The organism is Thetidibacter halocola (assembly GCF_018224955.1).
GTDB classification, from domain to species: Bacteria; Pseudomonadota; Alphaproteobacteria; order Rhodobacterales; family Rhodobacteraceae; genus Thetidibacter; species Thetidibacter halocola.
In genome coordinates this window covers 278,867-295,400 of sequence record NZ_JAGTUU010000007.1, presented here as the reverse complement: position 1 = coordinate 295,400, position 16,534 = coordinate 278,867, and the positions used below count along the sequence as shown (strand labels likewise).

At 64.5% G+C, this 16,534-nt stretch carries 18 protein-coding genes and 1 tRNA gene; 15 read left to right on the top strand and 4 right to left on the bottom strand.

The features are described from left to right. The first annotated feature begins 14 nt into the window (after positions 1–14). The 3 genes from KB874_RS17995 (at position 15) to KB874_RS17985 (ending at position 2,839) form a co-directional block, all read left to right on the top strand. Positions 15–995: a sigma-54 interaction domain-containing protein gene (locus KB874_RS17995; protein WP_212537946.1), complete on the top strand. Its 981-nt coding sequence runs from the start codon at positions 15–17 to the stop codon at positions 993–995. Positions 996–1,142: 147 nt separating this feature from the next. After that, entirely contained in the window at positions 1,143–2,501 is a 1,359-nt protein-coding gene (locus KB874_RS17990; protein WP_212537945.1) for an acyclic terpene utilization AtuA family protein, read from the top strand. An 8-nt stretch (positions 2,502–2,509) separates the two neighbouring features. After that, positions 2,510–2,839 (top strand): DUF4387 domain-containing protein, encoded by a 330-nt coding sequence (locus tag KB874_RS17985; protein ID WP_212537944.1) that lies wholly within the window; start codon positions 2,510–2,512, stop codon positions 2,837–2,839. Between the two features lie 488 nt (positions 2,840–3,327). Here the strand turns inward: KB874_RS17985 and KB874_RS17980 are convergent, their stop codons facing one another. Next, on the bottom strand, positions 3,328–4,041 hold the full coding sequence (locus KB874_RS17980; RefSeq protein WP_212537943.1) for a helix-turn-helix transcriptional regulator: 714 nt from the start codon (positions 4,039–4,041) through the stop codon (positions 3,328–3,330). Positions 4,042–4,129: 88 nt separating this feature from the next. On the opposite strand from KB874_RS17980, the gene KB874_RS17975 reads away from it, so the two are divergent. The 9 genes from KB874_RS17975 (at position 4,130) to KB874_RS17935 (ending at position 10,465) form a co-directional block, all read left to right on the top strand. Next, on the top strand, positions 4,130–5,074 hold the full coding sequence (locus KB874_RS17975) for an alpha/beta fold hydrolase (protein ID WP_212537942.1): 945 nt from the start codon (positions 4,130–4,132) through the stop codon (positions 5,072–5,074). 227 nt (positions 5,075–5,301) lie between these two features. Then, positions 5,302–6,189: a LysR family transcriptional regulator gene (locus KB874_RS17970; protein WP_212537941.1), complete on the top strand. Its 888-nt coding sequence runs from the start codon at positions 5,302–5,304 to the stop codon at positions 6,187–6,189. A gap of 107 nt (positions 6,190–6,296) precedes the next feature. Continuing rightward, positions 6,297–6,920, top strand: coding sequence for an NAD(P)H:quinone oxidoreductase (gene wrbA, locus KB874_RS17965; protein ID WP_212537940.1), 624 nt, complete (start codon positions 6,297–6,299; stop codon positions 6,918–6,920). Then, positions 6,920–7,558: a DsbA family oxidoreductase gene (locus KB874_RS17960; protein WP_212537939.1), complete on the top strand. Its 639-nt coding sequence runs from the start codon at positions 6,920–6,922 to the stop codon at positions 7,556–7,558. The genes wrbA and KB874_RS17960 overlap by 1 nt, the downstream gene beginning before the upstream one ends. Before the next feature lie 12 nt (positions 7,559–7,570). Next, complete coding sequence (locus KB874_RS17955) at positions 7,571–7,720, top strand: hypothetical protein (RefSeq protein WP_212537938.1); 150 nt, start codon at positions 7,571–7,573, stop codon at positions 7,718–7,720. 23 nt (positions 7,721–7,743) lie between these two features. Continuing rightward, positions 7,744–8,643, top strand: a complete 900-nt coding sequence (locus tag KB874_RS17950; RefSeq protein WP_212537937.1) for an EamA family transporter — start codon at positions 7,744–7,746, stop codon at positions 8,641–8,643. Positions 8,644–8,669: 26 nt separating this feature from the next. Continuing rightward, positions 8,670–9,347, top strand: a complete 678-nt coding sequence (locus KB874_RS17945) for a DUF4386 domain-containing protein (protein WP_212537936.1) — start codon at positions 8,670–8,672, stop codon at positions 9,345–9,347. A gap of 101 nt (positions 9,348–9,448) precedes the next feature. Beyond that, on the top strand, positions 9,449–9,931 hold the full coding sequence (locus KB874_RS17940; RefSeq protein WP_212537935.1) for a VOC family protein: 483 nt from the start codon (positions 9,449–9,451) through the stop codon (positions 9,929–9,931). Between the two features lie 24 nt (positions 9,932–9,955). Then, complete coding sequence (locus tag KB874_RS17935; protein WP_212537934.1) at positions 9,956–10,465, top strand: P-loop nucleotide/nucleoside kinase family protein; 510 nt, start codon at positions 9,956–9,958, stop codon at positions 10,463–10,465. A 66-nt stretch (positions 10,466–10,531) separates the two neighbouring features. Here KB874_RS17935 and KB874_RS17930 read toward each other — a convergent pair whose 3' ends face one another. Then, the gene (locus KB874_RS17930; RefSeq protein ID WP_212537966.1) at positions 10,532–11,608 is read right to left on the bottom strand and encodes a DUF2793 domain-containing protein; all 1,077 of its coding nucleotides are present in this window, start codon (positions 11,606–11,608) and stop codon (positions 10,532–10,534) included. 488 nt (positions 11,609–12,096) lie between these two features. On the opposite strand from KB874_RS17930, the gene KB874_RS17925 reads away from it, so the two are divergent. The 3 genes from KB874_RS17925 (at position 12,097) to KB874_RS17915 (ending at position 15,022) form a co-directional block, all read left to right on the top strand. Continuing rightward, complete coding sequence (locus tag KB874_RS17925; RefSeq protein ID WP_212537933.1) at positions 12,097–13,320, top strand: type IV secretory system conjugative DNA transfer family protein; 1,224 nt, start codon at positions 12,097–12,099, stop codon at positions 13,318–13,320. 163 nt (positions 13,321–13,483) lie between these two features. Then, positions 13,484–14,194 carry a recombinase family protein gene (locus tag KB874_RS17920; protein ID WP_212537932.1) on the top strand — a complete coding sequence of 237 codons (711 nt, stop codon included), beginning with the start codon at positions 13,484–13,486 and terminating at the stop codon, positions 14,192–14,194. 45 nt (positions 14,195–14,239) lie between these two features. Then, a complete protein-coding gene (locus KB874_RS17915) occupies positions 14,240–15,022 on the top strand; it encodes a recombinase zinc ribbon domain-containing protein (RefSeq protein ID WP_212537931.1) in 783 nt (260 codons plus the stop codon). Positions 15,023–15,069: 47 nt separating this feature from the next. Here the strand turns inward: KB874_RS17915 and KB874_RS17910 are convergent. Together KB874_RS17910 and KB874_RS17905 are read right to left on the bottom strand one after the other, a co-directional pair. After that, a tRNA-Lys gene (locus KB874_RS17910) sits at positions 15,070–15,145 on the bottom strand. Between the two features lie 143 nt (positions 15,146–15,288). Next, a complete protein-coding gene (locus tag KB874_RS17905; RefSeq protein ID WP_212537930.1) occupies positions 15,289–16,302 on the bottom strand; it encodes a hypothetical protein in 1,014 nt (337 codons plus the stop codon). Positions 16,303–16,534 lie beyond the last annotated feature (232 nt).

Here is a 16,534-nt window from a genome sequence, read left to right as displayed (position 1 = left end):
ACCGGAAAGGCGGCATGGCGGATTACAGCAATGAACTGGTCGGCAATTCCCCGGCCATCGACTCATTGCGCAGGCTGGTGAACAAGGTCGGCCGAAGCCCGACCCGCACTGTCCTGATCTACGGCGAGACCGGCACCGGCAAGGGCCTCGTGGCGCGGATGATTCACCAGGTCTCGACCCGCGCGGCGCGCGATTTTGTCGACATAAACTGCGCGGCACTGCCGGCAAACCTGCTGGAATCCGAGTTGTTCGGGCATGAGAAAGGCGCCTTCACCGGCGCCATCGACCGCAAGCTAGGGCTGGTCGAGGCCGCAAACCAAGGCACCGTCTTTCTCGACGAGATCCGCGAGATGGACCTGACCCTGCAAGCCAAGCTGCTCAGCCTGCTGGACACCCAGCAATTCCGCCGCGTGGGTGCGGTGAAGCCGGTCAAGGTCGACGTGCGCTTCATCGCCGCCACCAACAAGGTGCTGCTGTCCGAGGTGACCTCGGGTCGGTTCCGCGAAGACCTTTACTACCGGCTTCAGGTGGTGGCTGTGAACCTGCCCGCCCTGCGCGACCGGGGCGACGACGTGTTGACGCTGGCGCGGCACTTCATCGCCCGCTTCAACCGCGCCTATGGCCGTTCGGTCACCGGGCTGGCACCGGAAACCGAGCAGATCCTGTTGCGCTATCCCTGGCCCGGCAACGTGCGCGAACTCGAGAACCTGCTGGAGCGGATCTTCATCCTCGAGGAAGAGAACGAGATCCTGCCGCGCCACTTGCCCGACCGGATCCTGCGCAACGCCGCGGGTCCCGCGGATCGCACCCTCGTCCCGGCGCCCACGGACGACCCCACCGACTACCACGCCGCCACCGAGGCCTTTCAGCGCGAGCTGATCGGCCGGGCGATGTCGACCGCGGGCGACAACCCCGGCGAGGCCGCGCGCCTGTTGGGATTGTCACGCCACGCCCTGCGCCACCAGATGATCAAGCTCGGGCTGCTGAAGCCCTGAACCGGCGACGCCGCGCGATCTCCACACCTTTGCGCGCATTTCGCGCATCTCGCCCGTGACGGGCCTTTCCCCGCCCGGCAAAACGCCCGCCGTTCTGGCACGGATTGCGCATAAGGAAGGGCAAGACGCCCAGCGCGAGAGGAAGTCATGTCGTCCATCCGGATCATCTGCCCGAACGGGCATCTGGGCTTTGCCCCGCTCAAGACCGAGAGTTTCCGCCTGGCGGTGGAAACCCGCCCCGATTTCATCGCCGCCGACTCGGGTAGCGACGACATCGGCCCCGTGCCGCTCGGCAATGACAGCTGCGCGAGCCCGCGCGCCTGGCAGGAGCACGACCTCGAGGAAATGCTGCTGGCTGCGCGGCGCATCGGCGTCCCGATGCTGATCGGCTCGGCCGGGGACACCGGCTCGAACAGCCGCGTCGACATGTACGTGCAGATCATCCGCGACCTCGCCGCGCGCCACGGACTCGCGCCCTTCAAGCTGGGCTGGTTCTATTCCGAGGTCGACCGGGAACTCGTCCGCGCCAAGATCCGCGGCGGATCATCCATCCGAGGGCTCGATGCCCGCGAGGACCTCTCCGAAGAAGAACTCGACGCGACCTCGCGGGTCGTCGCCATGGCTGGCGTGCATCCCTTCGTTCGGCTGCTGGAGGAGGGCTGCGATGTCATCATCGGCGGTCGGTCTTCGGACAGCGCGATCTTTGCCGCCTGCGCGCTCTTCAAGGGCTTCCCCGAGGCGCAGAGCTACTACCTTGGCAAGGTGCTGGAATGCGCCTCGTTCTGCGCCGAGCCCTACGGCGCCAAGGAAACCGTGATGGGCGAGATCACGCAGGACTCGGTTTCGGTGACGGCGATGGCGCCCTGGCAGCGCTGCACCGTCGCATCCGTGGCCGGGCACGCGATGTATGAACGCTCGAACCCTTTCCACGAATATGTCGCGGGCGGCCTGCTCGACATGACGAACTGCCGCTACGAGCAGGTCACCGACCGCACGACCCGCGTTACAGGCATGGAATTCGTTCCAGCCGAGGATTTCCGGGTCAAGCTGGAGGGCTCGGGCAAGGTAGGCGAACGGTTCGTCGGCATGGCGGGCATCCGCGATCCTTATACCATCGCCAATGTCGACGCGGTGATCGACTGGGCGCGCAAGCAGACCGAGGAGCGCTTTGGCCCGACCGGCTGGAAACTGCATTACAGCGTCTTCGGCCGCAACGGCGTGATGGGCGACATGGAGCCGCTGAAGGACAAGCCCGGACACGAGCTCTGCGTCGTGGTGCAGGGCGTGGCGCCCACCCGCGAGATGGCCGAGGAGGTCTGCATGACGGGCACGCGGCAGATGTTCTACGCGCGTCTGCCCGACGTGAAAGGCACCGCCGGCGGTGTCTCCTTCGTGCTCGACGAGGTGATGCCGGCCAGCCCCGCCTATCGCTGGACGCTCAACCACACCATGTCGGTCGGCGACCCGCTGGAGCTCTTCCCCACCCATACCGAAGTTGTCGGCTGAGGCACGCCATGAACACCCGTAAAAAACTGTCCGATCTGGCCAAGACCATCCGATCGAAGAACGCTGGCACCGACAAGATCACCTTCGACATCATCTTCCGCGAGCGTGACACCTACGAGATGGTCAAACGGTCCGGGGTGCTGACGCGAGAAAGCGTCTGCCGGACGCTGAACGTCGATCCCGCCCGGCTGACCGACTTCGTCGAATATGATCCGGCCTACGCGATCAAGTTCACCATCCTGCGCGAACGCCCTTCGGGCAGCGCGGGCGACGGCGACATCTTCGGCGCGCAGCAATACGCGCCCTTCCTCGATGTCGAGGTCGATATCTCGGCCTGACCCCAGGGCAGAAAAAAGCCCGGTCTTACGGTTCCGTTTGACAAATGGACCGATGGCCGGGTTTCCCTTGCCCCAGACCGAATGCCCCTCAGCTTAAGTGACAGAGGTATCGAGAGCGAAGCAGCTGTTCAGCCCCGCGATGCAGTCCTCAATCTCGATGACCTGTCGGTTGAATATCCCGGCCATGCGCCGCTGGCCTGGCCGTGTCGTCCAAAGCATCTTCTTCTCGATACGGCTCTGAGGGTGACTGAGGCGTCATCGTCGCCGTATGGCACGGCCCAAATTCTTTGATGCCCGCAGGGCCTCGTTGCGCGGCGAACCTTGTCGCGCCATTGGGCCGAGCGACCAGCGCACGCGCAAGCGGCGATGGCCTGCGAGGGTTTCACGGACCTGAAGCCCGTGATGACGTTCGCGCTCGGGCCGTCAGACAAGTGCCTTAGCGTGGTCGTCGTGTGACCTCTGCCGCAAGCACCGCCACATGACTGCCGCTACGCGTATCGAACGGGTTGCACGCCATCATCGAACTGGACATGCTTCGGTCTGAATGCGGTCCCCTCGACGACTTCGGGTCGGCTGATCCGATCCATGCGGAAATGCCGGAAGTCCTCCCTCATCGGATCCCAGGCGACCAGGTACCACAACGGCGGCAAGATCAGCATGGCCTGTGGCTCAACCTGCCGCGTGGACTTGGCCCCTTTCGCGTCGCAATAGCGGAACTTCAGACACAGTCGGTCGAGGAAGCACCGCTCGAATGCTGGCAACAGATCGGGGTCCATCTCTCCTAGGGTCGACGTATCGACTTGAGGCGCCAGCGGCCCGACATAGAGACAGTCGAGCATACGGCGCAGATCGCGAAGCTTGTCCGGTGGCAATGCCTTCTCGATCTTCGCAAGCCCGGCATCGGCGAGGCTTGAGAACGGAAGCGTTCGCGCGGCGCGCATGCTCGACACGCTGATGATCAGCGCGAACACTTCGGCGACGGACAGCCGGGCCGCGGTCTGCACCGATCCGGGGTCGAGGTATACCCCGCCGCCACGGCCCTGTTCGGCGTGGATCACGTAGCCCTCGTCGCGCAGGGCCGAGAGGTCCCGCAGGATCGTGCTGCGCGACGCGCCGACTTCTCGGACCAAGGTATCGATGGTCGTCGTGCCAGCCCGGCGAAGGGTCCGCACGATTGCGTCTTGTCGAATACGGCTCTTCATGGCGGCTCACCACCACACAAAGGTGTCAGATTTTGGAACCATTTTGACATAGGTGGGCGCCGAGGCAATCAACAAAGGAGAGACTGCCATGAATCGCAACGCTCATTTCCCAGCGCCAACGCTGGTTTCGGTCGGCGATGTCGAACTCGAAGTCTTCGAGGCCGGTCGGGAGAACAAGGGGAACCCGATCGTTCTGTGCCACGGATGGCCCGAGCACGCCTATTCGTGGCGGCATCAGGCGCCGGCCTTGGCGGCGGCCGGCTACCATGTCATCGTTCCGAACCAGCGAGGCTACGGGAATTCGTCGCGCCCAGCAGCGGTAGCAGAGTACGACATCGCGCACCTGACTGGCGATCTTGCCGCGCTGCTTGATCATTTCGGGTACGAAGAGGCGACCTTTGCAGGCCATGACTGGGGCGCGAACGTCGTCTGGAGCATGGCCCTCCTGCATCCGGGCCGCGTCACGCGTATCATCAATCTGGCACTGCCCTATCAGCCGCGCACCCCGGTTCCCTGGATCGAGTTCATGGAAAGCGTGTTCGGGCCGGACAACTATTTTGTCCACTTCAACCGCCAACCGGGTATCGCGGACGCTGTCCTGGATGCGAACACCGGCCGCTTTCTGCGCAACCTGTTCCGCAAGAACGTGCCCGCTGCACCGCCCGAGCCCGGCATGATGATGATCAACCTCGCAACCACCACGGCGCCCGCGGGCGATCCGGTGATGAGCGACGAGGATCTTGCGGTCTTCATCGCATCCTTCGAGGCGTCCGGTTTCACAGCAAGCATCAACTGGTATCGGAACATGGATCGAAACTGGCGTATCCTTGCGGATGTCGACCCCATCGTCCACCAGCCCGCCCTCATGATCCACGGGACACAGGACTTGATCCCGCCGTCCGAGACGATCTCTGATTTCATCCCGCACGTGGAAATGCTCAGCCTCGACTGCGGTCACTGGATCCAGCAGGAGAAGCCGGAAGAGACCACCAGGGCAATGCTGAACTGGCTTTCGGTCCGGCAGGCTGCATAGGCATGGCAGTGGAAGGCCCTTCGCCGAGATCGGAGGGCCCGCGCTTCAGCGCAAATCCATGGCGTGGCCTTCGATGCTTCGACAACGCGGACACCATCGGCTTTCATTGCCACGAGGCGTCCGCCAACTGGCGCGAGCGCAATCCGTGTGCGCCTTGCCGTCCCTGTGCTAGGGTCAATGCGCATGTGACACGCAGGGAGCGTCCCCGCCAGGAGCGACAGAGAGTAATGGACAAGCTTTCCGTCATGCAGGCCTTCCGCCGCATCGTTGAACGCGGCAGCTTCGCTCGCGCAGCGGAGGACCTGGGCGTGTCGCCTGCGCTTCTGAGCCGCGAGATCAAGCTGCTCGAGGAAAGCCTCGGGACGACCCTGCTTACACGCACGACGCGCGCCATGTCGCTGACTGATGCCGGGCGGTTCTACTACGACGAGGCGTCCGGCATCCTCGATGCCGTGACACAGGTCGAGACGTCGATCCGCGACGGCGCTGGCGCCGTCCAGGGTCATCTGAAGGTTAACGCCTCAAGCTCCTTCGGGCAGACGGTGATCGCCCCGATCTTGCCGGGGTTTCTCGGCAGCTATCCCGACCTAAGGGTCACGCTGTCGATGGACGACCGTGTCGTGGACATGGTCGAGGGCGGTTTCGACGTTTCCATCCGCATCCGGGCCGCAATGCCGGACTCGGCGCTGGTGGCGCGCAAGATCGGAACGATGCGGCAACAGATCTTCGCCGCGCCCGCCTATCTTGAAAGGGCCGGCGTTCCACAGGCGCCTCAGGACATTACGAAGCACCGGGTCATCGGCTTCCTGCTCGCGGACCATCTGACCTCGTGGGCCCTGCAGGGTCCTTCTGGTACAATCGCCATCGACCTTGATCCACCAGTCCGAGTGGGCAACAGTCTTGTCCTGCGTGACCTGCTGATCGCGGGTCAGGGCATCGGTACCTTGCCGGACTTCGTCTCGAACGCGCCCGAGGCGCGCGGCGAACTGGTGCGCGTCCTGCCAGACTGGGAGCTTCCCGCACCGGAGATCTTTGCCGTCACATCCTCGCGGCTGGGCATGGACGCCAAGGTGACAGCGTTTCTCGACCATCTTCGCATCGCGTTGCGGCCCTGACATTCTTCAACAGGCGTAAAGAATGAAGTGACAGAGGGCCGGTTATTCCGGAACGCCCGATCCCCCATCCTCTCAGCCAACGAAACCCCAAGCTTTGAGAGGATCCCATGACCCGCGTTCTTGTTCTCTACTATTCCAGCTACGGCCATGTTCGTGCCCTCGCGCAGGCGGAGGCGGAAGGCGCGCGCAGCGTTCGCGGCACCCGTGTTGATGTCCGCCGTGTGCCCGAAACGGTCCCCGAAGATATCCAGCAGAAGGCCGGATTCGCGGCGGATGACACGCCCGTCGCTGCGCCTGCCGATCTGGAAGCTTATGATGCCATCATCTTCGGCACGCCGACGCTGTTCGGCATGATGGCTGGCCAGATGAAGTCCTTCCTCGATCAGGCTGGAGGCCTCTGGGCGCGGAATGCGCTGGTGGGCAAGGTCGCGGCCGTCTTCGCCTCCACAGGCTCGCAGCATGGCGGGCACGAGGCGACATTGCTCTCCACCCAGATCCCGCTGCAGCATTTCGGGATGCTGATCGCGGGGATGCCCTACACCTTTGGCGGTCAGACGACGGCCGAGGCTATCGTCGGCGGCGCCCCCTATGGCGCGGGCACGATCGCCGGGGCCGACGGGTCACGCACGCCCACCGAGACCGACTTGGCGGGTGCGCGGTTCCAGGGTGCGCATGTGGCGCGCATCGCCAAGCGGCTGGCCGATGCCAACCTCGCAGAGGAGGCCGCATGATGCCCGCTCTGACCATCGACTTCTTCCACGACGTGGTCTGCTGCTGGTGCTTCAACATCTCGTCGCGGATGCGGGCGCTGGCGGCCGAGTTCGATCTCGACATCCGGCACCGCACCTTTGTCCTTCAGGCCAGCAGCGCCGAAATGGCCGCGCGCTGGGGTACGCCCGAGAGCGCGCGCGAAACGATCCTGGGGCACTGGGCCGTCTGCCGCGCGGTCAGCGACCGGCCGGAGCTGGTTGATATCGACGCGATGCGGACGGCGCCGTTCGATTACCCGCACGGGATGACCGCGGCGGTCGGCTGCAAGGCGGCGGAACGGATCGGCGGGCAATCCGCCCACTGGGACATGTTCGACCGCCTCCAGCGCGCGCATCTGACCGAGGCCGGGAACATCGCCGATCCCGAGGTCGTGCTTCGCACCGGGCGGGACCTCGGCTTCGAGGCCGCGGCCCTTGCTGAGGCCTTCGAGGACCCGTCCACGGCTCGCGCCGTTGAGGCCGACCGCCAGCGCGCCCGTGCGCTCCAGGTCCGTTCCGTCCCGACCCTCATCGTCCGCGAGACGGGCACCCGCCTCGTCAACGGGCCGCGTGAAGACTTGGCCGCGCAACTGCGCGCCGCCCTGCGCCTCGTCGCCTGAAAGGAACCCGCCATGTCCCTCCCGTTCTTTCGTCTCAAGGACCCGGATCGCCGTCCGATCCCGCGCGGTGTGCCGCGCCACCTGCCGCCCCACCTGATGCGCGACATCGGCCTTGATCCCTGGCCCGAGCGTCCACGCCTTCCCTCCCAAGGGCTCTGGTGAGCCTCTTCAAGGAGACATGATCTATGTCCCGCACCACCGATATCCTTCTCACGGCGCTCGCCCCGGCGATCTGGGGTAGCACCTATCTCGTCACGACAGAGGCCTTGCCCGCCGGCTACCCCGTGACCCTCGCCGCGCTTCGGGCGCTGCCCGCTGGGCTCCTGCTGCTGGCTGTCACGCGCTGCCTGCCGCCCCGCGCCTGGCTCGGGCGCACATTCCTGCTGGGCAGCTTCAACTTTGCGCTGTTCTGGTCGCTCCTGTTCGTGGCCGCCTACCGGCTGCCCGGCGGGGTCGCGGCGACACTGGGCGCGTTGCAGGCGATCATGGTGATCCTGATGGCGCACGGCTGGCTTGGCACGCCGATCCGGGCGGGCGCGGTCGCGGCAGCTGCCAGCGGCGTTCTGGGCGTGGCGCTGCTGCTCATCGGACCGGAGGCGGCCCTCGATCCAGTCGGCATCGCGGCCGGACTGGGCGGTGCGGCGTCGATGGCGGCAGGAACCGTTCTCAGTCGGAAATGGCAGCCGCCGGTCTCGGCCCTCAGCTTCACTGCGTGGCAGCTGACCGCCGGCGGGCTGATCCTGCTGCCGCTGGCGCTGATCATGGAACCGGCGCTGCCGCCCCTCACGGCGACAAATCTCGCCGGGCTGGCCTGGCTCGGCCTCATCGGGGCGGCGGCGACCTATGCGCTCTGGTTCCGGGGCATCGCCCGGATCGAACCCGGCGCCGTCTCGATGCTCGGCATGATGAGCCCGGTGACCGCCGTTCTGCTGGGCTGGGTCTGGCTGGGCCAGTCCCTGACGCCCCTGCAGGGGCTGGGCGCCGCCATCGTCCTCGGTTCCGTCTGGGCGGGACAGCGGGCGAACCGGCCATCGGCGAGCATCCCGTCGCTGCGTTCGCCTCGCACGCAGTCCGGACTTGCATGACCTCCCTCCTGGAAAGGAATCTCGACATGCCGACTCTCACATCATCCCCCGAGCTTGCGCGCCGGACGCGGCTCGCCGGGTTGCTTTACCTGGTCATCATCCTCGCCGGTCTTGGCGCCGAGATCGGCCTGCGCGGGCCGCTGATCGACCTTGACGATGCGGCGGGCACCGCGAGGGCCATCCTCGCCGCGCCCGGCCGGTTCCGCCTTGCCATCGCCGCCGACCTGGTAATGGCGCTGTGCGACGCGGGGGTGGCGATCCTGCTCTACCTGGTCTTTCGGGCGGTGGCGCCGGGCCTTGCGCTGTCTGCCATGGTCTTCCGGCTGATCCAGACCGTCCTGATCGCCACCAGCCTCATGGCCTTGCTGATGGCCTGGCTGGTGCTGACCCGCGCCGACCCACCGACCGGGGCCGCCACCCTTGCCCTGGCGTTTCTCGACCTGCACGCGCATGGCTACGACCTCGGCCTCGTGTTCTTCGGGGTGAACAGCTTGATGATGGGCGCACTTGTCTGGCGCTCGGGCCTCTTTGCGCCAGCGTTCGGAGTGGGGCTGTCGGTCGCCGGGCTGGTCTATCTGGTCGGCAGCGGCCTGCGCCTGTTCGCACCCGACTGGTCAGCGGCATTCACGCCGGCCTACGGCCTGACGATCCTGGCGGAGACGGCATTCTGCCTTCGGCTGCTGTTCCAACGGAGCCCGGCCTGATATGAAACCCGTTCCAACCGAAGCCTTCGGGGCAAGTGCGGCCAGGCACGCTTTCCGCCAAAGACCGGTTCGACATGTCCCGACCACACGGGAGAAAGACCATGTCCCAAAGGGGATTCATTGTCCGCGCCCTTGGCGAAATTGCCATACGGTGTATCGATCTGGAAGGCATGGTCGCGTTCTACCGTGATGTCATCGGCCTTGAACCATTCAACGATCCGGACAACGGCCGCATCGTCTTCTTAAGGATTTCCGAAGGCTTTGACGGCCATACTGCCGTGTTGGCCCTGTTTCGCCACGACATAGAAGACGCTGGCCGAACCCGGGGAGGGAAGTTGCCCCCAAGGACCGGTCCCGGATCCTCGCTACATCACATTGCACTGAGCCTGCCGTGGGACGAGCAGGACGCGGTTATCGCGTGGTACGAAAAACTCGGCCGGGACCACAGCGTCGAGACGTTCGATTGGGTGGGGTGGCGCGGGGTCTTCACCTTCGACCCGGACGGTAACACCGTCGAACTCGTCGCCAAGGATCCGCGCTGGGTGGCGTCTTCAGGCGCGATGCCTGAGCCACAAGGCCAGTGAACCGCCACAAAGGAGCCAACAAAAATGTCGACCACCTCTTCAACGCTGCACATGCTGTTCGGAAAGATTGCCTCGGGAAAATCGACCTTGGCCACCCGGCTCAGCGCCGCACCCGGAACGGTTCTCATGGCCGAGGACGTCTGGCTCGACGCGCTCTTTGCAGATGAACTGAAGTCGCTTCAGGATTATGCAAGGTGTTCGAAAAAGCTCCGGCATGTCATGGGCCCCCATGTGGCCGCCGTGCTGAATGCGGGCGTTTCGGTCGTCCTCGATTTCCCGGCGAACACCGTTGCGCAGCGTGCATGGATGCGGGATATCCTCACGCGCACCGAAACTGCGCACGAGCTTCATGTCCTTGATGCGTCAGACGAGGTCTGCCTAGCCCGGCTACGCGCGCGGAACGCAGCAGGCGATCACCCCTTCGCAGTGTCGGAGGCGCAGTTCCATGAGTTTTCATCCTACCTGACAGCACCAACGCGGGACGAAGGCTTCAACCTTGTCTTTCATCATGAAACTGGGATCACGTCAGCGTAGACTAATGTCGATTGCCGATATTGGGGGACCCGGTTTCAATGCGCGTCGCTGCCCGCTGGGATCGGCTCACCCGACCTTGCAACCCCAGAAGGACGTCTGATCAGCGGCGAAATACCCGTCCTGCGCCCGGAAGCTGCCCTGCAGCTCGACCGTGTCGCCGGCCGTCAGCACCACCATCGTCTGCAACCAGAGCGCGGTCGCCTCGGAGACATGCGAACTGGTAACTTCGCCGCGTGAGCCGCGGATCTCCGTCGTACCATTGAGAAGGAGCCGCCCGCTCATACGCGCGGATGTGCTGGTATTGACCTTGAACAGCAGCGTTGTGCCGAAGAGGTAGGTCCCGTCCGCAGGTGCCACGAACCGATTGTTCGCAGCATCGAACGCCCCCTGATCATTGTAGTCGGTGTTGTTGATTCCGATGGTCGTCCAGGTCCCGACGCCGACGTAGTTGTCGTAATCGGTGTAGGCCTTGAAGCGGGGCAGCCGGGGAAGATCGGCGATGCCCGTGGCGTTGTCGACGATCAGCCCGTCGAAAAAGGTGCTGCCGTCAGCGGAGACCGCGAGGCGGAACCTGTCTGAACCGAACAGCCCCAGAAGCGCCTTGATGACGAAGCCGGTCTGTAGCGTCAGCCCGAGATCGTCGCCCGCGGCTTCCTTGTTCATGGTGTAGAACAGATTGCCGGTGCCGCCCTCGGCGACGGTTTTTGCCGTCCACAGCGCGGCGTTGAGCTTGGCCGAGAACGGGTTCGAGGTGTCCGCCGTCGTGCCCAGCCCCAGCAGCGCGAGATTCTGCAGCTCCGCCGGCGTGGTCCCGACCCAGCCGGCCCCGTCGTAGACCACCAGCAGCCCCTCATCCTCGACCCACGCCCGCCAGCCGGTCCGTGGCGGCAGGCGGAGCCACGCGCCATCGGTCCAGAGCGCGACGTTCAGATCCCATCCCATCCAGTCACCCGTCGCGCCCGAGGCGACGATGTAGCGGTCGCCATCAGCGGGAGAACCGGGCGGCACTGTCAGATCCCGGTCGAGAGCCGAGAGCTGGACGAGCCCGTCGAGGATTCGCAGCGCCTCGTTGTGGGTGACATGCTTCTGCGCCTGCGCCGCGAGGATGTAGGGCAGCAGCAGATGGGTCGTGTCGTCGGACAGGCCCGAACGCCCTGGGTGACGACCACCGTCGCGTGGTCGAGATCGCCGTGACGGACAAGATCGTTCAGGCGCCGGATGCGCTGGGTCCGGAACGCCTTGTCGATCCGCCAGTCCAGGGCGCAGGCGGTCTCGCAATCCGGGCAATAGGCCTCATTGAAGAGATCCACCAATTGCCAGTCATGCGTCGCCATGTGCCAACCCGCCGAGGCATCGCGACGGACACTCCGCCTGCCGCAGCCGTCACAGGTCGGGTAGGCCCCGACAAGCTCCGAAACATCGACATTGTCTTGCATTGCTGTCTCCTTCCGCAGGGTGGCCGCCCGAACCCATTCGGACGCACCCCTCGGCAGAAGACAGCCCCGGCCACCTTCCAGTCTGCACGTCTGACCCCGAGTGTCATAGACCCGGTCATTCGCGAATTTTGCGAATGCCGCCTGGGCGTCTGACCCGGACTAGCCCGTCGGGCGTGACTGGCCGATACTGGTGGCGTGTTGCACCCGCGCAGTCCAACAACTGTTCTCGGCCTGGCCCATCGCCACACCGGGGATTTTGCCTTTGGGCTGGGCGCGGCAGACCGGCTACTGCATTGCTATGTCGTCGGGCAGACCGGCACCGGGAAGTCGACCCTGCTGGCCAACATGGCCATCCAGGATGCGGATCAGGGCACGGGGTTCTGCCTCATCGATCCGCATGGCGACCTGGCGCAAGGCCTGGCACAGGAGATCGGCGAACGGACCCTCTACTGGAATGTCGCCGATCCCGAGAGCCCGCTTGGCTACAACCCCGTGACCCGGACATCGCCGGCCTTGCGGCCCCTGGTTGCCTCGGGACTGATCGACACGCTCAAGAAGCAATGGGCCGACGCCTGGGGCGTGCGCATGGAACACCTGCTGCGCCAGGCCCTCCTGGTCCTGCTGGACCAGCCCCGCGCGGATCTGTCCGACATCATGCGGCTCTTCCTCGAACGGGATTTCCGGACGGAAGCCCTCGGCCGCGTCACCGATCCACAGCTTCTGCAATTCTGGCAGAAGGAGTACCCGGCCATGAACTACAAGACCGCCGGCGACGGGATCGCGCCGATCGCCAACAAGCTGGGCGCGTTCCTCTCGCACCCGGTGGTCCGGAAGGCGATCTGCGACCCGGCCGAGCCCCTGCGGTTGCGCAAATTGATGGATGACGGCCGCATCCTGATCATCAACCTCGCCAAGGGGCGTCTCGGCAGTGACATCTCGGATGTCATGGGCGGGCTTCTGGTCTCCAGCCTGATCCACGCCGCCTTCACGCGACAGGACCAGGTCAAGACCAACCGCCGTCCGTTCTTCCTCTATTTCGACGAGTTCCACAGCTTTACTTCCGAAAGCGTGGCCGACCTTCTCTCCAAGACCCGCAAGTACCGGCTCGGCGTCATCCTGGCCCAACAGCACACCACCCAGGGATCCCCGGCGGTCTTCAATTCCGTCATGGGCAATGTCGGCACGCTCATCACCTTCCGCATCGGCGCCGGGGACGCACCGGTGCTCTCCGCCCAGCTCGGCGGCGTCGACCCGCGCGACCTGATCAACATGCCGAACCACCGCGCCTTCGTGCGCATGATGATCGATGGCGCGCCCTGCCGCGCATTCTCGATGACGACGTTGCCGCGGGTGGTTCGCGCGACACCATCCGGACCCGGCCTACACGCGCTCACTCACTCCGGTATGCTGGTGCCATGACCAAACCTGAACCGCACATGGACCCTCATCTCGAACGGCACCTGGCGCTCTGCAAGCGGGTGTACCTGCGCATGCTGGCCGACGGCACCTGGCCCTGGAAGTCCGAACCGGATTCGTCAAATTCCGAGGATCTGGTAGAGTCAGGGGGTAATCCCCATGACTTATGAAACACTGTTTTGGCTACATCCGCGTCAGCACCCAGAAGCAGGGTGAAGGGGTGTCGCTTGACGCGCAGAAAGACGCCATCGAGAGCTTTGCACAGCGCCAGTCCCTGACCGTCGTCAAGTGGTTCGAAGAGAAGCAGACCGCGGCCAAGGGCGGTCGTCCGGTCTTCAACCAGATGCTGAACCAGCTGAGGCGCGGCCAGGCGGGCGGCGTCATCATCCACAAGATCGACCGCTCCGCCCGCAACCTGCGCGACTGGGCGATGTTCAGCGAGCTGCCCGACATCGGCATCGATGTCTTCATCGCTACCGAAAGCCTCGACTTCAACTCGCGTGGTGGCCGGCTGACCGCCGATATCCAGGCCGTGATCGCCGCCGACTACATCCGCAACCTGCGCGAAGAGACCATCAAGGGGCTCAACGGCCGGCTAAAGCAGGGCATCTATCCGTTCCGTGCGCCGATCGGCTATCTCGACCGCGGCAAGGGGCAGCCAAAGGTCCCCGACCCGGTCAAGGCGCCGCTCATACGCGAGATGTTCGACCTCTATGCCTCCCGTCAGTACTCGCTCCGCTCCTTGCGGAAAGAGATGAACCGCCGGGGCTTGCGCAATCACGGCGGCCGCCCGCTCAGCCTCACCGGTATCGAAACCATCCTCAACAACCCTTTCTACACCGGCCTGATCCACATCCGGCGCACCGGCAAGACCTAAGAGGGGCGTCACGAACCGATCATCCCGGCCGCGCTCTTCACGCAGGTGCAAAACATCAAGTCCGGTCGCTATGGCAAGGTCAGCACCCGCCACGACCACCTCTATCGCGGGCTGTTCCGCTGCGGTCTCTGCGCCGGGCCGATGATCCCGGAGCGACAGAAGGGCCGCGTCTACTACCGATGCCACACATCGTCCTGTGCAACAAAGACGATCCGCGAGGACGGACTCGAGGCGGCGATCCAATCCACCCTCTCCAGCCTTGAGATCACCGAGGAACAGGCTGGGGCATTAGAGCAAGCCTGGGTCCACGACACCTGTGTCGAAGACCAGGCCCGTCGCCGTGACGCTTTGCGGCTCAACCTGGCTGCCGAAACCGGCCGACTCGATCGCCTCACGAATCTCGCCATCGACGGCACGATCGACCCGGACACCTTTGCCCGGAAAAAGCGTGACCTGACCCTGTCGATCGCGGCCCTCGAAGAGGATCTGGCCGGGCTGCCCGATCCCGCCGCGATCAAGGCCGACCGCATGGCGTTCCTCGAACTAGCAAAAAGCCTTGCCTGGCTTCATATCCATGGCACGGCGGCCGAAAAACGCGAAATCGTCGAAAATGCCTTCTCGAACCGGACAGTAGTCGGCAGAAACGTAGACTTCGAGCCATATCAATGGCTTCAACCAGATAGACTAACCCAAGGTGTCCTCTCTGGTGCCCTTTGTCGGGACACATATCGAACCGGCATCGCAGAGCACTGCCATGCTCCTCTGTCCAAACTGCTGAACATCAAGAGGAAACGATGCAACGACAAGAATTCGCCGATGAGAGCCTAAAATGAGCCTAAGCCCACTAGTAACTACCATTAAGTTACTGATTTCAGTGGTGAGCCGTGCAGGATTCGAACCTGCGACCCACTGATTAAAAGTCAGTTGCTCTACCAACTGAGCTAACGGCCCACTATCGCGCGGCTTGTAGAAAGAAGGCGAAGGGTGGTCAACCCCATCTTTCAGCTTTTTTGAAAGGCCCGCACCGGCCTTCTGTGCAATGGGTTAGCCCGGCGCAAGAATGGCGTCGGGCCGCGTTGGCAAAAGGCCTGATCTCAGGCGAAAACGTCCGGTTCTTCCTCGCAGTCGTCCTCGACCAGCCCGCCGTCTTCCTCGTCCGGGCAGACCGTCATGATCGACACCAGATCGTCCAGGCTGACCTTGGGCGGCAGGCCCGGCCCGTTGGTCTCGCCCGAGGTGTCGTAGGCTATGTCGCGTGGCAGATCGTCGGGTCCGTCCGGATCGGTCGGGTCCGGCATCAGGATCTGGGTCACGCCCTGGAAGTGGCCCAGGCCGATGGGTGTGCCATCGTTTTCGTCGAGATATTCGACCGACCCGGACAAGGTGTGGTCGACCGGGTTTTCCTCGACGTTCAGCAGCTTGATCGGGCCTTCCTCGGTCAGATCCAGAACAACCTGCGTGGTGCACTCGCCGCCAGTGTCGCCACCGCCGCCCGTGCCACTCGTGCCGCCAGAGCCTGCCGTGCCGCCAGAACCAGCCGTTCCGCCAGAGCCAGCCGTGCCGCCGGAGCCTGCCGTGCCGCCGCTGCCTTTGGACCCGCCGGTGCCACCTGCGCCACCGCTGCCTTTCGAGCCGCCGCTGCCGCCCGATCCCCTGGACCCGCCGCTGCCTTTCGACCCACCGCTGCCTGCGGTCCCGTTGGAGCCGCCACCGCCAGATCCGTGTCCATCCTCGCACTCGGTCTGGTCGAAATCCTTTGCCAGGTGAGCGTCATACCAGCGGGCGAACCCGTGACCCTCGACGCCGCCATTGTGGTAGGACGTGCCCGAGCAAGCGTTCTGAGTGCTGCCACCAGAGCCGTTGGACCCCTTGCCGCCGCCAGAGCCCTTGGTGCCCTTGCTGCCACCCGAGCCCTTGGACCCCTTGCCGCCACCAGAGCCCTTGGTGCCCTTGCTGCCACCCGAGCGCTTCGATCCCTTCGAGCCTTTCTTGCCGCCCGAGCCTTTTGTTCCATCGGAACCATCGGACCCCTTGCTGCCGCCAGAGCCATCGGCATCACCGCCACTTGCATCCCGGTATTTGGGCAGATCCCATAGCTTGTCGAACATTTGTGAAGCCTTTCACTCTGAAATCGGTGGGACCTGCGCGGGCGGTTTTCTGGCGGCACCTGCACGGGCTTCCCGGCAATGATCGGCCGAGCATGCGGCACCGCCGTCTTTTCGCAAAATTGTCGTCACATTCCCGGAGTGTTTGCCTGCGCGCCCAGAAACAATTCCGATGCAGGTTGCTCTTTGCCGCTGAAAAGTCACCGATACCCCGACATTGCAGCCTTGGGCCCGC

Coding starts and splice junctions, on each gene's coding strand:
- KB874_RS17995 (WP_212537946.1), top strand. CDS start 15: ATGGCGGATTACAGCAATGAACTGGTCGGCAATTCCCCGGCCATCGAC.
- KB874_RS17990 (WP_212537945.1), top strand. CDS start 1,143: ATGTCGTCCATCCGGATCATCTGCCCGAACGGGCATCTGGGCTTTGCC.
- KB874_RS17985 (WP_212537944.1), top strand. CDS start 2,510: ATGAACACCCGTAAAAAACTGTCCGATCTGGCCAAGACCATCCGATCG.
- KB874_RS17980 (WP_212537943.1), bottom strand. CDS start 4,041: ATGAAGAGCCGTATTCGACAAGACGCAATCGTGCGGACCCTTCGCCGG.
- KB874_RS17975 (WP_212537942.1), top strand. CDS start 4,130: ATGAATCGCAACGCTCATTTCCCAGCGCCAACGCTGGTTTCGGTCGGC.
- KB874_RS17970 (WP_212537941.1), top strand. CDS start 5,302: ATGGACAAGCTTTCCGTCATGCAGGCCTTCCGCCGCATCGTTGAACGC.
- wrbA (WP_212537940.1), top strand. CDS start 6,297: ATGACCCGCGTTCTTGTTCTCTACTATTCCAGCTACGGCCATGTTCGT.
- KB874_RS17960 (WP_212537939.1), top strand. CDS start 6,920: ATGCCCGCTCTGACCATCGACTTCTTCCACGACGTGGTCTGCTGCTGG.
- KB874_RS17955 (WP_212537938.1), top strand. CDS start 7,571: ATGTCCCTCCCGTTCTTTCGTCTCAAGGACCCGGATCGCCGTCCGATC.
- KB874_RS17950 (WP_212537937.1), top strand. CDS start 7,744: ATGTCCCGCACCACCGATATCCTTCTCACGGCGCTCGCCCCGGCGATC.
- KB874_RS17945 (WP_212537936.1), top strand. CDS start 8,670: ATGCCGACTCTCACATCATCCCCCGAGCTTGCGCGCCGGACGCGGCTC.
- KB874_RS17940 (WP_212537935.1), top strand. CDS start 9,449: ATGTCCCAAAGGGGATTCATTGTCCGCGCCCTTGGCGAAATTGCCATA.
- KB874_RS17935 (WP_212537934.1), top strand. CDS start 9,956: ATGTCGACCACCTCTTCAACGCTGCACATGCTGTTCGGAAAGATTGCC.
- KB874_RS17920 (WP_212537932.1), top strand. CDS start 13,484: ATGAAACACTGTTTTGGCTACATCCGCGTCAGCACCCAGAAGCAGGGT.
- KB874_RS17905 (WP_212537930.1), bottom strand. CDS start 16,302: ATGTTCGACAAGCTATGGGATCTGCCCAAATACCGGGATGCAAGTGGC.